Raw genomic sequence first — 18,458 nt, 5'->3', positions numbered from 1 at the left:
CGGCTCCTGCCTCTTCGTTCGCAAACCCCTCGCCAAAATCGACAAACCGCCCCCGCTTAATCCCAACCGCCGACAACCAACCGCCTCCCCCAACCAGGGAACCTTCAGCTATGCATGACTTTCCCCGGACACCCGTGCGCGGTGCGGGAGAGGGTGCCGACCCTGAGCTTGGCGAAGGGGAGGCGGGTGAGGGTCTTGCGTCACCGCCCCTTCAAGACCGGTGGGCGGTTTGTGTGCCAGGCGGTTTCTCGCTGATAGGCATCGGCCACTTGCAGCACGCGGGCTTCGGCGAAGGGGCGGCCGGCGAGCTGCAGGCCGATGGGCAGGCCTCTCTGATCGAAGCCGCAATTCAAGCTGACGGCCGGCAGGCCTAGATAGTTGAACGCCCTGGTGTTGGCGGCGACCGCCATGAACTTCGCTTCGGTGCCGGGCGGCCCGCGATCGACGTCGGTCTCGGCCAGAGTGGGCAAGCAGGTGCGGATGGTGGGGGTGGCCAGCACGTCGACCTTGGCGAAGACCTCCTTGGCAAACGCCCTGAGAATCGGTCCCCGGCGGGCGAGGGCCTCCACGTAATAGGCGCCGGGGATGGCGTAGCTGCCATAGAGCCTCGCGCTCAAATGCACGGCGTAATCCTGGGCATGGTCCCGCATCCACTGGGCATGGATGGCGGCAGCTTCCACCCTGGACACGATGCCGGCATAGGCCAGCACCGCATCGATCATCGGCAGGCGCATGCGCTCGACCCTGGCGCCGCGCGCGGCCAGGACCTTGCAGGCCTCCTCCAAGGCCTTCATGACCGGCGCATCGACGCCGTCGAGGAAATGCGTCTCCGGCACGCCGATGCGCAAGCCCCGCAATTTGCCATCAAGCGCGGCCTCGTAGTTCGGCACCTTCTCTTTGGATGAGGTCGGGTCCAGGGGATCGGCACCGGCGATGATGCTCATGATGCGCGCGCAATCCCGGGCGGTGCGCGCCAAGGGCCCGACATTGTCGGCGGAGAAGGAGAGCGGCATGACGCCGTAGCGGCTGACGCGGGTCTGCGTCGGCTTCAAGCCGGTGACCCCGCAGGCGGCGGCCGGCAGCCGGACCGAGCCGCCGGTATCCGAGCCCAAGGCCGCATAGGTCATGCGGCAGGCGAGCGCGGCGCCGGAGCCCGAAGACGAGCCGCCGGTGATATAGGGCAGGTTCCACGGGTTGTTGCAGTTGCCGTAATGCCAGTTATGCCCGGTCGGGTTCTGGGCGAACTCCGCCATGTTGAGGCCGCCGAAGGTGAACGCACCCTCATCCGCCATGCGCTGGATCACGGTCGCGGTGTATCCCGGCACGAAGTCCTTGCGGATCTTCGAGCCTGAGGTGCAGGGCTTGCCCTTCTGGTAATACATGTCCTTGTGCGCCATGGGCACGCCATGGAGGCGCCCCAGCTTCGCCTTCCTTTTCACCGCCTGATCGGCCCGGCGCGCGGCTTTCTTGGCACCCTCATAGTCGAGCCAGATGGTGGCGTTCACCTGTTTGTTCGCCCGCTCGATATTGGCAAAGCAGGCATCTAACAGCTCGACCGCGCTCGCCTTCTTCTTGCGCACCGCATCGGCGGCTTCAACCAGGGTGAGATCGGCGAGGTCGCTCATCGCCCGCGCCTCCCGGTCTTGCGTTTCGGGGCTGCGCGCCTTGGCGCCCTGCGCTTCGGGGCGGCGCTCGTCTTCGCGGCGCGTTTCTTGGGCGGCTGCTCCTTCGTCGCCTGGAGGGCCGCCTCGAAGCTCGAGGGCTCGTCCTCGAATTGGAGCGTACCGCGCAGCCGCTCGAACGCCCGGATGCTATCGGCGAGCTCGCCCGCCATGCGCCGCGCCGCCTCATTGGGCACGGCGATCCCATGCCAGGAGGCAATCGCCGCCTCGATCCGCGTCAGAACCTCGTCCATCCCCGCTCTCCCGCAAATGCCGTCCCGCCCGGCATGGTAGCAAGTTTCCGAGGGCTTCAGGCAAGGCTAGGATCAAATAGGAATCAACCGCAGAGGACGCTGAGACTGCGCAGAGGACGCTGAGATGATTCTTGCGCAGGGCGCGCCTAAACTCATGCCCTCAGCGCCCTCTCGCGTGTCCTCTGCGTTCTTTGCGGTAATTTTCGTTGCCGTCATTGGCTCCATCCCACGCAATCCGGTCCCCTCTCCCATGCCTCCTATCGTCATCACCGGGCTTGGCCCGGTGATCCACGTCTTCGATCGAGCCGCGGCACCACGTGGATGCGCGGACCAAGCCCGCGCATGACGATTGAAAGCAGAGTTCACCGCGGAGGATGCAGAGGTTACGCGGAGGACGCAGAGATGATTCTTGCGCGGGCGCGCGCCTAAATTCATGCCCTCCGCGCCCTCTCGTGTGCCCTCCGCGCGCTCTGCGGTAATCTCGTTGCCGTCATTTGCCCCCCCCTCGCAATCCGGTCCCCTCGCCCGCGTCCTCCGTGGGGTCGGGGCCGCGAAGAGCGGACCGACGGTCAGGGTGAGGGGGTCTTGCCATCGCCCTGTCCCGCTCCAGGAGAGCTAGGCTCGGGGACGTCGGGACGGGGTGCGTCACCGTCGGAATCTCAGCATTAGGCGACGCTGCCGCGGCCCGAGCAGCGCACCCCGAAGACCGTGCCGGCGAATGGCCGCCGATGCAGCAAGAGAGTGTGGGGGATTTTCGCCTATGGTCGCGGCCGTTTTCCGCCACAAGACAGGCCATCCCACCCGCTCATTGCGCCCGCCCGCGCAAAAATGCCAAACAAGACGCGCTCGATCACGGAACAGGGAGCCACCACCGATGAAGCCGGAAGAAACCAGCGAGGCGATTGCGGAGACCGGGGGCCACAACAAGAAGATCGCCATCCTGATTGCGATCCTGGCGGCGTTCCTGGCCATATCCGAGACCGGCGGCGGCAACGCCAAGCAGGTGGCCTTGAACGCCAATATCGACGCCTCCAACCTCTGGGCCTTCTTCCAGGCGAAGACCGTGCGCCAGACCGTGCTCCGGACCGCCGCCGAAACCCTCGAGCTGGAGGCCCAGGGCCTGGACGCCGAGCGCCTGGCGCAGTTCAAGAAGCGGATGGAGGCGTGGGCGGCGACGATCGCCCGTTACGACAGCGAGCCTGCGACCGGCGAAGGCAGGAAGGAGCTGGCGGACCGCGCCAAGAAGGCCGAGGCCTTGCGCGACAAGGCGCTCGCCGCCGACCACAATTTCGAGATCGGCTCCAGCGCCCTCCAGCTCGGCATCGTGCTGGCATCGGCCGCCGTCATCACCGGCGCCATGTGGCTCGTGGCCGCCGCCGGCGGATTGGGGTTGTTAGGCGCGGCCTTCGCCGTCATCGGCTGGGCGGCGCCGACGGCGCTGCATTGGTAGGGGTGGCGATGGTTTAGACCGTTGGGGGATTCGCTTGCTCATCGCGGAGCGAAATTGGCCTCGTCCCAGCCGAAGGCGTTGCCGCTGATGCTGGTGACGTGGACGGAGACCGACGATCTTGCGGCGCAAGCCGAGGCAAACATCGCTGCCTCGCCGGGGTCCGATGAATAGATGATCGAACCATCGGTGAAGACCATGTAGTAGACGCTTCCGTGAGAGCTGGCGGCGCCGCCGCAATACCAGCTATCGAAATAATTCCAGCCGTAGGTTCCAGCGGAATTTGCGAGCGTGGCCACCCCCATGACGTTGGCCGAGAGCGCTTCGGGCGAGGCGTTCGGAGTCCCTGCCGAGGGTAGCGCCGTCGAGGGCGCCGTCTGCAGAGCCTTGATGGCCTGAGCGGCCGCTTGAACTTGTTCTGGCGTCGGCAGCGGTTGCTGCGCGTTGGCCGTCAGCGCCACTCCCAAGAGGATGGCAACAAGCGCTAGGTGACGCATTCCCGGTACCTCCCTGTCGCCCGGCGCTCCCTGATGAGGGGAGCGACCACATCGAAGCGTGAGCGGAGGGTGCCGCCCGATTAAGCCGATCCTAGGGCGGTGGGGTGTCGAAACGAGGATGATTGCCGGCGCGCGTCGATGCGGAGTGCCACCGGGCCCTCGCCGCCGACCACAATTTCGAGATCGGCTCCAGCGCCCTCCAGCTCGATGGAAATTAAGAGCTTTCGCGGATTCGGCTTGACGTTTATGGTGAAAACACCATAATACCCTTCGTGCGGGATAAGTGAAGCCCGTTGAATGGATCGGTTCGAGCTACAAGGACTATCGGAGGTTTCCTGACCCGGTTCAGGATGTGATGGGCTTCGCCTTGTACCAGGCGCAGATCGGCGGCATGTCCGACCAGGCCAAGCCGCTCAAGGGATTCGGCGGGGCCGGAGTGATCGAGATCGTCGAAGATCATCGTGGCGATGCTTACCGCGCCGTTTATACGGTCAGGTTCGACCGGGCGATTTACGTGCTGCATGCCTTTCAGAAGAAGTCGCGGAAAGGCATCAAGACGCCCAAGGAGGATCTCTCACTCATCGAGCGGCGCTTGAAGATCGCCGAGCAGGATTGCAAGGCCCGCAAGGAGGCGAAAAAGAAATGAAGAAGAATGCTGAAGCGACCATCCGGCGCGGCAGCGGCAATCTTTTCGCCGACCTCGGCTATGCCGACCCCGACACGCATCTGTTGAAGGCCCAGCTCGTCAGCCGGATGCACGACATCATCCGCGGACGGAAGCTGACTCAAACCGAAGTCGCCCGCCTGACAGGGTTCAGCCAGCCTGACGTTTCACGTGTGCTCAAAGGGCAATTTCGCGATGTGTCGGTCGATCGCATCATGCGTGTGCTGAGCCGCTTAGGCTGCGAGATCGACATTGTGGTGAAACCTTCCGGCAGCAAAGCAGCGACACCGGTCATCCGCTATCCGGTGCCGGCATAGGCTGCGCTCTCTACCGTCCCAAAGGCGGCATCGGATGTCGCTGGCGCGGCTGGGCAAAGACGTGCGCCGCATTGGTAGGAGGTCGCTGAACGCCGGCATTGGCCAGCGCGAGCATGTGTACCCATTTATATACGGTTATACTTGATTCCAGGTATAAATGGATAAACTCGGTATAAACGCCGTATCACGCCCTTGACGATCGCCCGCACCGACAGCGAGCCCGCGACCGGCGAAGGAAGGAAGGAGCTGGCGGACCGCGCCAAGCAGGCCGAAGCCTTGCGCGACAAGGCACTCGCCGCCGACCACAATTTCGAGATCGGCTCCAGCGCGTTCCAGCTCGGCATCGTGCTGGCCTCGGCCGCCGTCATCACCGGCGCCTTGTGGCTCGCATTTGCCGCCGGTGGCTTGGGGCTGGTCGGTGCGGCTTTCGCCGTCTTGGGCTGGGCGGCGCCGATGGCGCTGCATTGGTAGGGGTGTCTACGCTTCCGCGGATGAGAAAAGCCGGCTCGCGTCATGTCGTATTTTGACAAGCACGGTGCGAACGCTTTCGTTCTGAATCAGCGGTATAGATAGTAAATTGATATTCCATTGAAATTCGTCTTCCAATGTCGTATCTTGACAGAGATGGAACCATGAAGCCTGAAAACTTGGAATCCCGTGTAGCTCAGCGAATTGCCCGCAAGCGGGGCGATGTGTTTCTGCGCGACGACTTCCGGGACCTTGGCGGTTACGACCAAGTGGGCCGGGCGCTGCGCGGTCTCGTTCGCAAGGGCCGGCTCGTGAAACTTGGCTACGGGCTCTATACCCGCGCCTCACCGTCGCCCTTCAGTGGCAAGCCTACGCCTGTGAAAGGTCTACGCGCGCTCGGAAACGAAGCTCTGGGACGGCTTGGAATCGATACGAGCCCAACGCGCCTTGAACAAGCGAATACAGCGGGCCTTACGACGCAAGTTTCCTCGGGACGCACCGTTGCCGTCGGGCGGCGTGTACGCCGACGCATCGGCTACAACGGAACCTATCTGAGCTTCGAGCGTGCTGGACCGGCGCCTCGTTGAAAAACTCGCGGCCGAGCGCGCCATCGATGAAGGCTTGATCGAAAAGGACTGGCACGTCGTACAGGCGCTTGGCGTCATCGCTGCGATGAATCATGGCGGCGCCGTGCCCGCGTTCTCCGGTGGGACTTCCCTCTCAAAAGGTTGGGGACTGATCGAGCGCTTCTCCGAGGACATTGATTTCAAGGTGGCGATGCCCGCGGCTGCAAGCCGCGCACAGGAGGGTCGGGAGCGCAGTTCCTTTCGTGACAAGATTCTCAAATCTCTCGCTGGCGCCGGCTTCGAACAGCTCGGCAAACCACTCGTTGGCAATAGCAGCCTGTTCTTTTCGGTCGATCTGGCCTACCCGGCGCAATTCGGCGCGGTGCAAGGATTTCGCCCTCACATCAAACTGGAGATGACGCTTCGGCCGGCGTTGCTTGCATCGATTGACCGCCCTATCAGCTCCCTCATTGCCGAAGCCCAGAATAGTCCGGCCGAGGTGCCAAGCCTCGCTTGCGTCGATCCGATCGAAACGGCGGCTGACAAGCTCAGCGCATTGGCTTGGCGCGTCTACACGCGCAAGCGCGGGACACAAGATGACGACCCGACTGTCGTCCGCCATATCCACGACCTCGCGGCGCTAGAGGCGCGCGCCATGGGAGCGCCAGGCTTTGCGGACCTCGCCCGTCGAGTGGCGGATGCCGATAGCGTCCGCGCTGGCAATGAGGTTCCGCCAGACATTGCCGCCCGCCTCGAGGGGATGCTTGATCGCTTGCGCGGCGACGCGCTATGGGCGAAGGAGTATGCGGATTTCGTGCCGCAGGTTTCGTTCGCCGCCCCAGATGAGATGATCACCTTCGAACAGGGTCTGGCCGCATGCGAGCGTTTGGTCAAAGCGGCGATTGAAAATCGCTGAGCAAGATTACAAGGCCCGCAAGGAGGTGGAGAAGAAGTGAAAAAGCATGCTGGAGCGACAATCCGGCGCGGCAGCGGCAATCTTTTCGCTGACCTCGGCTATGCCGACCCCGACACGCATCTGTTGAAGGCCCAACTCGTCAGCCGGATGCACGACATCATCCGCGGACGGAAGCTGACTCAAACCGATGTCGCCCGCCTGACCGGGTTCAGCCAGCCCGACGTTTCACGGGTGCTCAAAGGGCAATTTCGCGATGTGTCGGTGGATCGCATCATGCGTGTGCTGAGCCGCTTGGGCTGCGAGATCGACATTGTGGTGAAACCTTCCGGCAGCAAAGCAGCGACACCGGTCATCCGCTATCCGGTGTCGGCATAGGCTGCGCTCTCTACCGTCCCAAAGGCGGCATCGGATGTCGCTGGCGCGGCTGGGCGCTCGCCGCCGACGGCGTTGCATTGGTAGACAGAAGGATATGGGCTATTTGACCGCGAATACCTTCATTACCTCATCGCCAAGGTGGTTGATCACCTTGACGGCAATGCGCCCCGATTTGGGCTTGTCGAAGGCGCGAGAGGTATCGCTGTTGAGTGTGGCCCAGGCTTCTTGATCGATCTCGGCCTTAAGTGTGGTCTTGAGCGCACCATAAGGATCGTTCGCGCCCAGGAAATAAGCATGGCGAACGAAGAAGCTCTCCTCGTTGTAGTCGGTGTCGATGAACCAGCAGGCGATCCCATCCGGCCCATCGCTACGGACCTCTCCGGTATTGGGGTGGAAGACATCAACGCCGTTGACCTTCACCCGCAGCTTGCCGCCGTCGGCGGGCAGGATCGTGATGTCCGGCTCTCCGAAAATGACAAAGAGGTTGCCCTTGCCGGTGTTCTTGAGGTCTTCAGCCATGTGCAAATCAGCGTTCATCCGTGCCTTAAGCACGGGTATGCGGCCAAGCTTGCTGAATTCGGTTGCGTGGGCCTCGTAGTTGAATGCGCAGGCGATCAGAACGTCGAAATTCGCATCGCCCGCTTCGCGGGCGGTAGCCACCAAGTCGGGGCGTGTGACGGTGCCAAACTCCGGGCCGATGAAGATAGCGGCGCGTTTCTCCGCGTCGCCCTCAATGTAGCGGCCTTCGGCACACACTAGCTCGCCCGGCCAAGGGGTGAGTGCGGTGAAAGTGATCCGGTCTTCCTTGTGCGCCTGCTGGACGCCTGAGGTCTTGAGATTTTCGAGGATCATTTGAGGAAAGCTCTGCTTGGCGCCGTAGTCGTTGCCGGGATCAGCCAGGCCATCGATTAACTCGTCGTTCTCATCAACCCCAAGTACGCGATGCGGTGATAGGCTCTCGACCGTGAACGGTCCAGCTACTCGCACCTTTCTCCGATCCTCGTAGGGTCTATCATAGAGGTATTCGAAGTCCGCCTTGGCAGTGATCGAAGCGTCGATCTCCTTTTGCCTGCCGACGCGCGCTTGCCACCAATCAGCGTGCAGCTTCTTTGCAGAAGCGGACCATTTGGCGTCGCCATCGTGGGGGATTTCCCATTCCTGCCACCGCTGCTTGAGTGCGACGTTCAGCTTTTCACGCAACGGCCCCAACTCCACCTGCCAAGTTCCCCAGATGACGTCAATCTCAGCGTTGTTGGTGATCGACTTAAGGGTGATATGCGGCACGCGCTCGTAGACGAAGCCGTGACGGATGTTGCCACGTACCACCTGTGAGGACGGCGCGGTACGAATGACTTCGGCTTCCTTGATCTGACCCTCGCGGGAATCAGCTAGTAGATAAAATGGATAGCGTGCACCCATGATTCGAGCGCGCGCCAGCGCCAACGCCACCCGCGAGGTGTCAATCGTGATCCAGCGGCGGCCCCATTGCTCTGCCACAGTGGCGGTGGTACCAGAACCGCAGGTCGGGTCGAGCACGAGGTCGCCGGGGTCGGTTGCCATGAGGATGCAACGCTCAATGACCTTGGTGCTCGTTTGCACGACATAGGTTAATCCAGTTCCAAGCTGCACAGACTCCCATCGGTCATTTATCGGCACGACCGGAAAATCATCGACGCGACGAAGGTAGCGGAGCGTGCGACCGGCGGGTCGAGCACGTCCCGCGGCTGCAAGGCGGCGCAATCCTTCAAGATCACTCTTGAACGTGCCCGCACCAGGTGAGTATGAGATGCCGTTAAAGGTAAACTCACGTAAGTCCCCTTCGCCGGCAGGCCGAGCACTTGTAAGTGAAGTCAGTTGGGCACGAAAACCCTTCCCCACGAGTTCGTTTTTCGCCACTTCATCTCGCGTGATCGGTCGAATTGAACCGTCGTCCTCCAAAACCGTGTCATACCTTTCCAGGGCAAGAGTTCCACGAGCCCTTTCCAGGTAGAGCTGCCGATATTTGACGTTCTCAATGCCCTTCGCGAAGACGAGAAGATAGTCCACCGTTTGCGGCACAAGTGACTGATCGGTCGAGCCCGTTTTTTGGAAACTGATGGTCGCAATATGGTTGCTGTCTCCAAACACCTCATCCATGACGGCCCGCACGCGGTGGACGTTTTCAGCACCAATCTGCACGAAGATGGAGCCCGACTCAGTGAGTAGGTCACGAGCGACGGTGAAGCGGTCGCGGAGGTAGGTGAGGTAGCTGTGGATGCCGTCGCGCCACGTGTCGCGGAAGGCTTTGACCTGCTCCGGTTCGCGGGTGATGTGGCTAAAATTGCCGTCCTTCACGTCCCGGCTGGTCGTTGACCACTGGAAATTGCTGTTGAACTTAATGCCGTATGGCGGATCGAGATAGATGCACTGCACCTTACCTCGCAGGCCCTCGCGCTCGGCAAGGCTCGCCATTACCTGCAGGGAGTCGCCGAGGATCATGCGGTTCGACCAATTCTGGTCGTGTTGATAGAACTCAGTCTTATCCACATCCTTCGGGATGCCGTTGAAGTCCGCGAACAAATCCGGGGTGAGTTCGCCGGACTCGTGCGCACGCTCCTTCGTCTGGCGCAGCAGGTCGTCGATCAGCACCTTGGGGTGGACTTTTTCCTGAATGTAGAGCGGCGGGGCGTGAACGACGAGGTCGCTCCAGTCCTTCTCATCCTTGCCTCGCCAAACGAACTGAGGATCGAGGTCTCGGTTGCGCCGCTCATAGGCGATGCGGACAGGATTCTCCTGCTCCTTTTGTAGGACCGATTGGTACTCCGCCGTCGGGATGTTCTTGCGCTTGGCCTCGTCGTGCTTGAGCGCCTCGACGGTCTTACCGGCGGCTGGCTTCTTGGCCATGGCTAGGCTTCCTGATCCACTGGCTGAGCGCCGACGGCGCCGATCATTTTTCCAAATTCGCTGGCAATTTTCGCCTTGAAATCGGCTTCGATCCGGTACACCTCGGCAAATTCGGCAAACGCCCAACGGCCATGCGTGCCTTGGTGGTTCACACCGGGCACCCAATAGGAGTCCATGGTGGACTTCTTCTCCTTTGCGTCCTCGCGCCGGTAGCCTTTGATCTCGACGACCAGATGCAAAAGGTCTTTGTCACCATGCCCGTCATCGACCAGCACAATGAAGTCGGGTCGATATCGGCGCATCTCGGAGCCGTATCGATAGGGAACCTCAAAGCCGAGGTTGTGGTTCTTGACGTAGGCCCGGACGCGCGGGTGTGCTTCCGCGACGCGGCAGAACTCTGCCTCCCAATCGCTGTCGAGCACGACCCAGTTGATGTGACTGCGGCGAGGATCGGTTTCCCAGCGGTCGGTCTTGGAGGTATTGAAGTTGACGTAGGCGGTGGAGCCGGTGGGATTGTACGGATCGAGCACGGCCTTGATCGGTCGCCCTTCCACGAAGGCGCGGGTTATTCCGGCGGTGATGCGCTCGCATGCCATGTCGGCGAGCATCTTGTATCTGAGCTGCGCGGGATATGTACCGCCTGTACAGACGAGATAGCCGTCGAGCCATTGCTTGGCGACGCGCTTTAGCTGCCCAAACAGGTAGAGCTTCGGATCCTCGCCGGGGTCGCGCCATTTGGTAAGGACAAGGTGCGACGCCAGCTCATATAGAATCTGCGATGACCGAACGTCGCCCGTGTGCACCAAATTGAGGTCAACCCTTTCACCGATGATTCCCGAATTCTGCGTCTCCGAAGCACCGACCAGGTCCGGGTTCAGTTCGAGCACGGAGTCCTCGTTGAACGCGGCGGTCAGACGCTCGTTGGGCAATTCGATGCGGTAGCCTTCGACACGCGGGAACCGGATCTCCAAAGCGTCGCGGTCGGGCCGCACGGCCTTGACCTGAACGGTTTCGCGCGGCGGTTGGGGAGGTGCGACAACCGGCTTGGCGGTGAAGTCGAACGGAATGCCCAGAACGTCAGCATATTCGACGTTGAAGAGACCGTCATCGTTGAGATCGTATGATTGACGCCGGAGAGCGCGACCGATGACCTGCTCGCAGAGGAGCTGGGTGCCAAAGGCACGCACGCCCAGCACGTGGGTCACGGTATTGGCGTCCCAGCCTTCGGTGAGCATCGAGACGGAGACCACGCAGCGGATCAAACCACCCAATCGGCCGTGCTTGCCGACGGTGTTCATGACTTCCCGCAGCAAATCTTGATCGGTGATGTTCTCCGCCTGGCGCGGATCGCCGGTGCGCTCGACGATTTCGCGGCGGAACCGATCGATTTCGTCGGTAGCCATTCTGCGGAAATTGTCATCCAGCGCTTCACCGGATTCCAGCTGTTCGCTGTCGATCAGCAATGTGTTCGGCCGGGCCAGCGGATTCCCATGCTCATCGAAATTGCGAAACAGGGCGAGACGGCCGTTCTGCAGCGTGGTCGAGCCGTCATCATTCTCCCGATGAAAGCCGGAGATGAAGTCGTAGACCAGCTTCGATGTGGACGTGTTGTTGCAGACCACGATGAAACAGGGCGGCACGCGTATGCCAACCTTCTGCCAGAGATCGTAGGTCTTCTCATAGTGGCCGTAGAGAGCTTCGAGAGCGGTTTGGAGTTGCGGTGGCAGGCTCAACGGATCGAGGATCTTGGTCTTGCCGCGGCCCTTCTTCGGCATCTTCGAGCGAATATGTTCCCAGAGATTGCGGAACATCGGCATTTCGTCGCCCGGGATGTTGTCGGCCACCGGCACGCGCGGCAATTTCACGATGCCGCATTCGATCGCGTCCATCAGGGAGAAATCGCTCATAGTCCACGGGAAGAGCGTGCCCTCCGCATAGCCCGAGCCACGCAGGAAAAATGGCGTCGCAGACAGGTCGATGACCCGGGACAGGCCGAGCTTGCGGTTGACCGCTTCCAGACCGGAAATCCACAGTCGCGCCGCCTCGTTGTTCTTTTCGGCCTCCTTCCTGTCGTCACCTTTCAAATCGTCTTCGTCGTCATCGCCGGACTTTTCACGGTAGCAATGGTGCGCCTCGTCATTGAGCACGAGGATGTTCTTCAGGCCCATCAGATCGGGCATCACCCGCTGCAGCATCTGCCCCTCGGTTTCGAGGGTGTTCAGTTCTTCACCCCGCCCTTGGAGCAGCGAGCGCCCACCTTTCGACAGGTCAATCCGCTCGCGGAGCTTGAAGGCGTGATAATTGGTGATGACGATCTTCGACCTGTTCACATCGTCGAGCATGTCGCCCGGAACCAGCTCGCGGCTGGCGTAGTAGCTGTCGGGATCGTTGGGCTGCAGCACGCGCAGGCGGTCTTTGATCGTGAGGCCCGGCGCCACCACGAGAAAGCCGCGGGAAAATCTGCTGCTGTTGGGGCGGCGTACGGCGTTGATCGTCTGCCAGGCGATCAGCATCGCCATGACGGTGGTCTTTCCGGCGCCCGTTGCCAGCTTCAAGGCGAGGCGCTCCAGCTCCGGATTGGCGTCCTTGTTGGCGCTGGCCAAGTGATCGAGAATCCGCTTTCCCGACCTTGACTGCGGCGCGACCTCCGTCAGCCATATCGCTGTTTCCGTCGCCTCCACCTGGCAGAAGAACGGGCGGACACTGGCGAAGTTGTGATGCCGCCAGTGCTGCAGCAGCCGCGCGGTCTCAGGGGTGACCTGCCACTGGCTGGGGTTTGGCAACGTCCGCCACGCATCCACATGCTGGCGTAGCTCGTTGATGATCGAGGTCGGATCGTATTGCTGCGCAGCGCTCGAAAGCCCCTTCCCTTCATCGAAGACCATCTGCTCCTGGCTGGCCGTGCTCTTGCGCTTCCTCGGTTTGGGAATTGGCGTGATGAACTCCGCGCGTCGCCGGCGTTCGATGATCTTTTGCGTAGGCTGACCCTGAGCATCCAGCTCCCAATGCTGCCGTGGGGGCCCGTAGGGAGAATTGAGGACTGGACGCTCGAAGAAGGGATTGGGCATTTCGTGCCTGACTCGCGTTTTTGCTTCGTGGCCCGAACGTGCGGATTTAGGCATCCCAGAACCACAGGTAGCAACACCCTACAGAGCCAGCTAAGAATTTGCAGCCGTCTCTTTCTGCTCTTGGTGCCCACAACGAGGACTCGAACCTCGATTCCCGTTTCCAGCGAACAGATTTTAAGTCGGTTGCGACTGCCGGTTCCGCCAAACGGGCCCCAGGGCGCAATCTATCATGGAGCAGGCCGTAGCAAGAATCGGGCGAAGCCATCAGCGTCGAACGACCCTCACCCCGCCGTCGGTCCGCTTCGCGGCCCCGACCCCGCGGTGCGGGAGAGGGAGCATGAGTTGCCCCCCCGCCGCCCTTCAGCTCGTAAAGAAATACTGCTGCGGCAGCGACGGCCCGGGGTTGGGCCAGGACCAGGCGCTCGGCATGGAGGGCGGCACAGTTGTCACCAGATTGGTGACATGATATGTCTTCGCCATGCAGGTGATTGCCCGTCGGACGCTGAAGGAATTCTGGGCACGTCAGCCGCATGCCGAAGGCCCGATCCGTGCGTGGCTCGCGATTGCGGCCAGAGCGGATTGGGCAAATCCAGCCGAGATAAAGCGGCAGTTCGGCGGCACCGTCGATTTCGTGGGCGACAACCGGGTTATCTTCGATCTCGGCGGCAATAAATACCGGTTGGTCGTCCACGTATCGTTTACGTTCGGCCGGGTGCTCGTGAAGTTCATCGGCACCCACGCGGCTTACGACCGCATCGATCCGGAGACCGTATCATGGCGAAAAAAATGATCCGTCCACTTCGCTCCGAAGCTGACTATGACGCTGCGCTCGAGGAGATCGAGCGGTACTTCGAAGACGAACCGAAACCGGGCACTCCGGAAGCCGATCGCTTCGATCTTCTCGCATTGATCATCGAGGACTATGAGCGCAGGCGCTGGCCGATCGAACCGCCCGATACGATCGATGCGATCCGTTACAGCATGGAAATCGGCGGCTATACCCAAGCCGATCTCGGCCGCCTGCTCGGCTCGCGCCAGCGCGCATCCGACATCCTGACCAGGAAGCGTCCCCTGACGATGAGAATGGCCTGGACCCTCTACCGCGAGTGGGGCATTCCGGCGGACGCGCTGATCACGCCGCCCAGAACGCGGGGACGAAGGTCGGCGGCGTGAAACGGCGCCGCCTCCCACGCGGTGCGGGGGCTGATGTCGCGATCGAGAAGCTCGCAGCATGAAGTCCGTCGGCAAATCCGTGTGCCCCCACCCCTACCCTCCCCCGCCGAAGACGTCGGGGGAGGGAGTTGAGAGCCGTCATCGTGCTCCCGCCCTCGCCGCTAGGCGGGAGAGGGTGTATGAGTGGCGCCCCCACCCCCTCAGCTCGTAAAGAAATACTGCTGCGGCAGCGAGGGCCCCGGGGTTGGGCCAGGACCAGGCGTTCGGCATGCGCGCCGGCACGTTCAGGAGCTTGTTGCTGGCGATGCCGAAGAGGTTCGGGGCCAGGCACACGCCGATGGTCTCGAAGGCATCGGCTGAGAGGTTGAACACCTCTTTCATCAGCTGGCCGCGCCGGGCGATGTCGATGGTGGAGCGCGCCTGGTCGAAGAGCTGCATGCGCCGCTTCTGGTCGGCGGGCGGCTCTTGGCCGTCCTTGCCGCCGCTCACATACCAGGTGGCCCAGGGGATGGCGTAGCGCGAGCCCTGGGGATCCTGGGCGAAATAAGGGTACGAGCTCAACATGACGTCGAGGCCGCCCGGCCCGGGCCACACCGCGATGTCGTGATCGTTGTTGCCGCCGCGGGTGTAGAAGAGCGACCGCTCGATGGTGTTGATCTTGATGTCGACGCCGATCCCGGTCCAGTGCCGCTTCACCAGCTCGAGCACGTCGACCTCATCGGGGTAGAGCGCGTTGATGACGTCGACGGCGAAGAACACCCGCTGGCCGTCGGGGCGCAGGCGAAAGTTTTGGCTATCGCGCTTGGCGTAGCCCAGACGGTCGAGGATCCGGTTTGCCTCTTCCGGCTTGTGCTCGGTGTATTGGCGGGCGAGGCGCTCGTGATACCAGGGATGCGTCGGCCGCGGCCCGATCTGCCAGGGCTCGCTCTGGCCCAGATAGACGATGTCGATGATTTCCGCCCGGTTGATGCCGAGCGACAAGGCCTGCCGGAAACACTTCGAGCACCCATTCGGCCATTGAACCTCCAGTGAGGCTAGCGCCCGCCAGCGTCTGCACTCCAACTATGGTGCCCACTGAGGGACTCGAACCCCCACCGCCGTTGCCAGCGAACGGATTTTAAGTCCGACAGACAGGGCGCCTCACGTGTTGGCCTGGGCGAGCGCCCGTTCGACAGCTTTCGGTTCGTGTTGAATGACCAACAGAAAGGCCCTGGCCGGGCCCTCCGGTCGCCTCCGCCCCTGCTCCCAATCCCGCAGCGTCCCTTGCGGAATGCCGAAGCGGCGCGAGAATTCTCCTTGGGTCAACTTGAGACGTCGGCGAATTCGCCTGACGTCGACCTCGGCTGGAATGTGAACGCGGTATTTCGAGGGATCCACCTCGCCCCGAACGATCGCACGTGCCTCTTTCGCAGCGCCGATCAATCTCCTGCCCAACGAAGTCATGCTCATCTCCTCAGTCGCGTGAACGCTGCGATCCTTCGCGCTGCACCGGCCCGATAGTCATCGACGAGCCCAGCAAGCTCGACTCTCAAGGCGTTTTGCTCTGCCCTCGACAAGTTGGCGCGCTCGCCTTTCGAGATGACGGCAAGCAAGAACACCGGAATGGCATCGGCCGCATAAAACGTCACAACACGGTATCCGCCCGACTTGCCCTTGCCACGCCCGGCAAACCTGATCTTCCGGGCACCACCCGTGCCCTGCATCAGGTCGCCCCTCTTCGGGTCTCGCGAGATTGCCGCTACGATTGCCTCGCGTTCCGATTCGGACATTCCGACGTTCTGGGCGTCTCGCAAGAACGAGCGAGTTTCGATGACGCTATGCACAAGCGTATGTACGGCAATGCCGTAGCATCGTCAAGTGGTCGCGCAGCGCCGCACCCACGAACGCATTGGGCGTCGGGAGTTGAAGCGGATTGCGGGATGGTGCCTGCCGGGGGACTCGCCCCCACTCCCGTTGCAAGGAAGCCGATCTCACCTCCGCACCCACACCTCATTGGACATGACGCTCGAGCCATCGACGTCGAACGACCCTCACCCCAGGCCGTCGGTCCGCTCTTCGCGGCCCCGACCCCGCGGTGCGGGAGAGGGAGCATGCGTTGCCCCCGACGCCGCCCCTCAGCTCGTAAAGAAGTACTGCTGCGGCAGGGACGGGCCGGGGTTGGGCCAGGACCAGGCGTTCGGCATGCGCGCCGGCACGTTCAGGAGCTTGTTGCTGGCGATGCCGAAGAGGTTCGGGGCCAGGCACACGCCGATTGTCTCGAAGGCATCGGCGCAGAGGCTGAACACCTCCTTCATCAGCTGGCCGCGGCGGCCGATGTCGATGGTGGAGCGCGCCTGGTCGAAGAGCTGCATGCGCCGCTTCTGGTCGGCGGGCGGCTCTTGGCCCTCTTTGCCGCCGCTCACATACCAGTTGGCCCAGGGGATGGCGTAGCGCGAGCCCTGGGGATCCTGGGCGAAATAAGGGTACGAGCTCAGCATGACGTCGAGGCCGCCCGGCCCGGGCCACACTGCGATGTCGTGATCGTTGTTGCCGCCGCGGGTGTAGAAGAGCGACCGCTCGATGGTGTTGATCTTGATGTCGACGCCGATCCCGGCCCAGTGCCGCTTCACCAGCTCGAGCACGTCGACCTCATCGGGGTAGAGCGCGTTGATGACGTCGACGACGAAGAACACCCGCTGGCCGTCGGGGCGCAGGCGAAAGTTTTGGCTGTCGCGCTTGGCATAGCCCAAGCGATCGAGGATCGCATTCGCCTCGGCGGGTTTGTGCTCGGTGAATTGGCGGGCAAGACGCTCGTGATACCAGGGATGCGTCGGCCTCGGCCCGATCTGCCAGGGCTCGCTCTGGCCCAGATAGACGATGTCGATCACCTCCGCCCGGTTGATGCCGAGCGACAAGGCCTGCCGGAACTCGCGGTTGGCCAGCATGGCGCGAACGGCCGGGTCCTTGTGGGTGATGTTGGGGTAGATGACCATCTGCTGGCTGTTGGCGTTGATGGTCTCAAATAGGCGGAATCCGCCCTTCGACGCCGCCCCGGCCAGGATCGGCTTGTTCGCCAAGGTATCCAGATGCCGTTCCTGGATGTCGAGCCGCCCGGCCATCGCGTCCAGCATCAGGCTTTCCACGTCCTGGTAGATGGTGAACTGGATGCGTTCCACATAGGGAAGCTGATTGCCCGCCGCATCCACCTGCCAGAAATACGGGTTGCGCTTCATGGTGACCCGCGTGGCGCCGCCGGTGTAGGGCTCCTCGACGAGCCAGGGATCGAGGGTCGGCTTCTCCGGGTTGCCCCAGCGCTGTGGCATCTCGATGTCGCCGCAGCGGAGCCGAAAGAGCTGCGCCCAATCGGTGACGTTCGCTTGGCGCATCGGGTCTTGGATCTTGGGATTGTATTTCGGGTGGAACTGGCTGCAATAGTGCTTGGGGAAGAGCGTCGGGTGCTGGCCCAAGGGGGTCGCCAGCTGCTCCAGCAAGAGGCCGTAGGGCCCGGCGAATCTGAGCTTGATTGCGGTGTCGCTCAGCTTCTCCACCTTGCACAGCCGACCGTTGATCACGAACGGGCTGGGGGGCGAGCGGTAGAGCTCGGCATTGCCGATGCAGTCCTCGAAGGCGAAGAGGATGTCGTCGGCGGTGAAGGGATGCCCGTCCGACCAGCGCATGCCGGCGCGCAAGTGGAAGGTGAACTCGGAAGTGTCCGGGCTCACCTCCCAGCGCTCGGCCACGTTCGGCACCGCCTCGGTGAATTCCAGATTCCAGCGGGTCAGCCCCTGATTGCCGACCATGCGCAGGATGCCGTTGTGGTCGGCGCCGCCTCGAAGCCCGCGGCGGATCTGCCCGCCATAGACTCCCTGGCGCTCCCAGGGTGTGATCACCAGCGGGCTTTTCGGCAAGCGCTCCGCCAAGGGCGGCAGCTTGCCGTCGGCCACCAGGCGCGCCAGCTCCGGCGCCTCCTTGGTCTGCTGAGCCAGAGCGGGGCCGCCCAGAACGCTCGTGGCGGCAAGCCCGCCCATGCCGGCGACGAAGCCGCGCCGCGACAAGGGCGACGTCAGAAGGTATGCGCGATCGCCACGGTCTTTCGAATGCTGCGCCATCACGTCCTCCCCTTGATCTGGCTCATGCGTGGTGCCAAAGCGCTGAACGCCGATCGGAATTCGCTAGAGCGCGTTCCGATG

General features: G+C 62.5%; 16 protein-coding genes, 1 tRNA gene and 2 pseudogenes. 9 read left to right on the top strand and 10 right to left on the bottom strand.

What is annotated here, in order from left to right:
- Positions 1-200: 200 nt before the first annotated feature.
- Together HY058_22210 and HY058_22205 are read right to left on the bottom strand one after the other, a co-directional pair.
- A complete protein-coding gene (locus HY058_22210; GenBank protein MBI3500016.1) occupies positions 201-1,625 on the bottom strand; it encodes an amidase in 1,425 nt (474 codons plus the stop codon).
- Positions 1,622-1,915, bottom strand: a complete 294-nt coding sequence (locus HY058_22205) for a hypothetical protein (GenBank protein MBI3500015.1) — start codon at positions 1,913-1,915, stop codon at positions 1,622-1,624. The genes HY058_22210 and HY058_22205 overlap by 4 nt, the downstream gene beginning before the upstream one ends.
- An 874-nt stretch (positions 1,916-2,789) precedes the next feature.
- Here HY058_22205 and HY058_22200 point away from each other — a divergent pair.
- On the top strand, positions 2,790-3,365 hold the full coding sequence (locus tag HY058_22200) for a DUF4337 domain-containing protein (GenBank protein ID MBI3500014.1): 576 nt from the start codon (positions 2,790-2,792) through the stop codon (positions 3,363-3,365).
- Positions 3,366-3,403: 38 nt separating this feature from the next.
- Here HY058_22200 and HY058_22195 read toward each other — a convergent pair whose 3' ends face one another.
- Positions 3,404-3,859 carry a hypothetical protein gene (locus HY058_22195; GenBank protein MBI3500013.1) on the bottom strand — a complete coding sequence of 152 codons (456 nt, stop codon included), beginning with the start codon at positions 3,857-3,859 and terminating at the stop codon, positions 3,404-3,406.
- 283 nt (positions 3,860-4,142) lie between these two features.
- Here HY058_22195 and HY058_22190 point away from each other — a divergent pair, with 283 nt between their 5' ends.
- The 6 genes from HY058_22190 to HY058_22165 all read left to right on the top strand — a co-directional run bounded on the left by HY058_22190 (position 4,143) and on the right by HY058_22165 (position 7,165).
- On the top strand, positions 4,143-4,505 hold the full coding sequence (locus tag HY058_22190) for a type II toxin-antitoxin system RelE/ParE family toxin (GenBank protein MBI3500012.1): 363 nt from the start codon (positions 4,143-4,145) through the stop codon (positions 4,503-4,505).
- Positions 4,502-4,840, top strand: coding sequence for an XRE family transcriptional regulator (locus HY058_22185; GenBank protein ID MBI3500011.1), 339 nt, complete (start codon positions 4,502-4,504; stop codon positions 4,838-4,840). The genes HY058_22190 and HY058_22185 overlap by 4 nt, the downstream gene beginning before the upstream one ends.
- Before the next feature lie 183 nt (positions 4,841-5,023).
- Entirely contained in the window at positions 5,024-5,311 is a 288-nt protein-coding gene (locus HY058_22180; GenBank protein MBI3500010.1) for a DUF4337 family protein, read from the top strand.
- Positions 5,312-5,472: 161 nt separating this feature from the next.
- Positions 5,473-5,895: a type IV toxin-antitoxin system AbiEi family antitoxin domain-containing protein gene (locus HY058_22175; GenBank protein ID MBI3500009.1), complete on the top strand. Its 423-nt coding sequence runs from the start codon at positions 5,473-5,475 to the stop codon at positions 5,893-5,895.
- On the top strand, positions 5,873-6,790 hold the full coding sequence (locus HY058_22170; protein MBI3500008.1) for a nucleotidyl transferase AbiEii/AbiGii toxin family protein: 918 nt from the start codon (positions 5,873-5,875) through the stop codon (positions 6,788-6,790). Before HY058_22175 ends, HY058_22170 begins: the two co-directional genes overlap by 23 nt.
- A 36-nt stretch (positions 6,791-6,826) precedes the next feature.
- A complete protein-coding gene (locus tag HY058_22165) occupies positions 6,827-7,165 on the top strand; it encodes an XRE family transcriptional regulator (GenBank protein MBI3500007.1) in 339 nt (112 codons plus the stop codon).
- 99 nt (positions 7,166-7,264) lie between these two features.
- Here the strand turns inward: HY058_22165 and HY058_22160 are convergent, their stop codons facing one another.
- Together HY058_22160 and HY058_22155 are read right to left on the bottom strand one after the other, a co-directional pair.
- A complete protein-coding gene (locus HY058_22160) occupies positions 7,265-10,048 on the bottom strand; it encodes a site-specific DNA-methyltransferase (protein ID MBI3500006.1) in 2,784 nt (927 codons plus the stop codon).
- Between the two features lie 2 nt (positions 10,049-10,050).
- Complete coding sequence (locus HY058_22155) at positions 10,051-13,116, bottom strand: DEAD/DEAH box helicase family protein (protein ID MBI3500005.1); 3,066 nt, start codon at positions 13,114-13,116, stop codon at positions 10,051-10,053.
- Positions 13,117-13,594: 478 nt separating this feature from the next.
- Between HY058_22155 and HY058_22150 the strand changes: the two genes are divergently transcribed.
- Together HY058_22150 and HY058_22145 are read left to right on the top strand one after the other, a co-directional pair.
- The gene (locus tag HY058_22150) at positions 13,595-13,906 is read left to right on the top strand and encodes a type II toxin-antitoxin system HigB family toxin (protein ID MBI3500004.1); all 312 of its coding nucleotides are present in this window, start codon (positions 13,595-13,597) and stop codon (positions 13,904-13,906) included.
- On the top strand, positions 13,903-14,289 hold the full coding sequence (locus HY058_22145; protein ID MBI3500003.1) for an XRE family transcriptional regulator: 387 nt from the start codon (positions 13,903-13,905) through the stop codon (positions 14,287-14,289). The genes HY058_22150 and HY058_22145 overlap by 4 nt, the downstream gene beginning before the upstream one ends.
- Positions 14,290-14,489: 200 nt before the next feature.
- Here the strand turns inward: HY058_22145 and HY058_22140 are convergent.
- The 5 genes and pseudogenes from HY058_22140 to HY058_22120 all read right to left on the bottom strand — a co-directional run bounded on the left by HY058_22140 (position 14,490) and on the right by HY058_22120 (position 18,377).
- Positions 14,490-15,351 (bottom strand): annotated as a pseudogene (locus HY058_22140) (hypothetical protein).
- A gap of 3 nt (positions 15,352-15,354) precedes the next feature.
- Positions 15,355-15,504 (bottom strand) — tRNA-Leu (locus HY058_22135).
- Positions 15,502-15,738: pseudogene (locus HY058_22130) on the bottom strand (helix-turn-helix domain-containing protein). The gene HY058_22135 and the pseudogene HY058_22130 overlap by 3 nt, the downstream one beginning before the upstream one ends.
- Positions 15,735-16,112, bottom strand: coding sequence for a type II toxin-antitoxin system RelE/ParE family toxin (locus HY058_22125; protein MBI3500002.1), 378 nt, complete (start codon positions 16,110-16,112; stop codon positions 15,735-15,737). Before HY058_22125 ends, HY058_22130 begins: the two are co-directional and overlap by 4 nt.
- A gap of 291 nt (positions 16,113-16,403) precedes the next feature.
- The gene (locus HY058_22120; protein MBI3500001.1) at positions 16,404-18,377 is read right to left on the bottom strand and encodes an ABC transporter substrate-binding protein; all 1,974 of its coding nucleotides are present in this window, start codon (positions 18,375-18,377) and stop codon (positions 16,404-16,406) included.
- Positions 18,378-18,458 lie beyond the last annotated feature (81 nt).

Source organism: Pseudomonadota bacterium, assembly GCA_016195085.1.
Lineage (GTDB): Bacteria > Pseudomonadota > Alphaproteobacteria > SHVZ01 > SHVZ01 > JACQAG01.
This window is presented reverse-complemented; position numbering and strand designations above follow the sequence as displayed.

Coding starts and splice junctions, on each gene's coding strand:
- HY058_22185 (MBI3500011.1), top strand. CDS start 4,502: ATGAAGAAGAATGCTGAAGCGACCATCCGGCGCGGCAGCGGCAATCTT.
- HY058_22160 (MBI3500006.1), bottom strand. CDS start 10,048: ATGGCCAAGAAGCCAGCCGCCGGTAAGACCGTCGAGGCGCTCAAGCAC.
- HY058_22145 (MBI3500003.1), top strand. CDS start 13,903: ATGATCCGTCCACTTCGCTCCGAAGCTGACTATGACGCTGCGCTCGAG.
- HY058_22205 (MBI3500015.1), bottom strand. CDS start 1,915: ATGGACGAGGTTCTGACGCGGATCGAGGCGGCGATTGCCTCCTGGCAT.
- HY058_22175 (MBI3500009.1), top strand. CDS start 5,473: ATGAAGCCTGAAAACTTGGAATCCCGTGTAGCTCAGCGAATTGCCCGC.
- HY058_22200 (MBI3500014.1), top strand. CDS start 2,790: ATGAAGCCGGAAGAAACCAGCGAGGCGATTGCGGAGACCGGGGGCCAC.
- HY058_22195 (MBI3500013.1), bottom strand. CDS start 3,859: ATGCGTCACCTAGCGCTTGTTGCCATCCTCTTGGGAGTGGCGCTGACG.
- HY058_22155 (MBI3500005.1), bottom strand. CDS start 13,116: ATGCCCAATCCCTTCTTCGAGCGTCCAGTCCTCAATTCTCCCTACGGG.
- HY058_22210 (MBI3500016.1), bottom strand. CDS start 1,625: ATGAGCGACCTCGCCGATCTCACCCTGGTTGAAGCCGCCGATGCGGTG.
- HY058_22120 (MBI3500001.1), bottom strand. CDS start 18,377: ATGGCGCAGCATTCGAAAGACCGTGGCGATCGCGCATACCTTCTGACG.
- HY058_22150 (MBI3500004.1), top strand. CDS start 13,595: ATGCAGGTGATTGCCCGTCGGACGCTGAAGGAATTCTGGGCACGTCAG.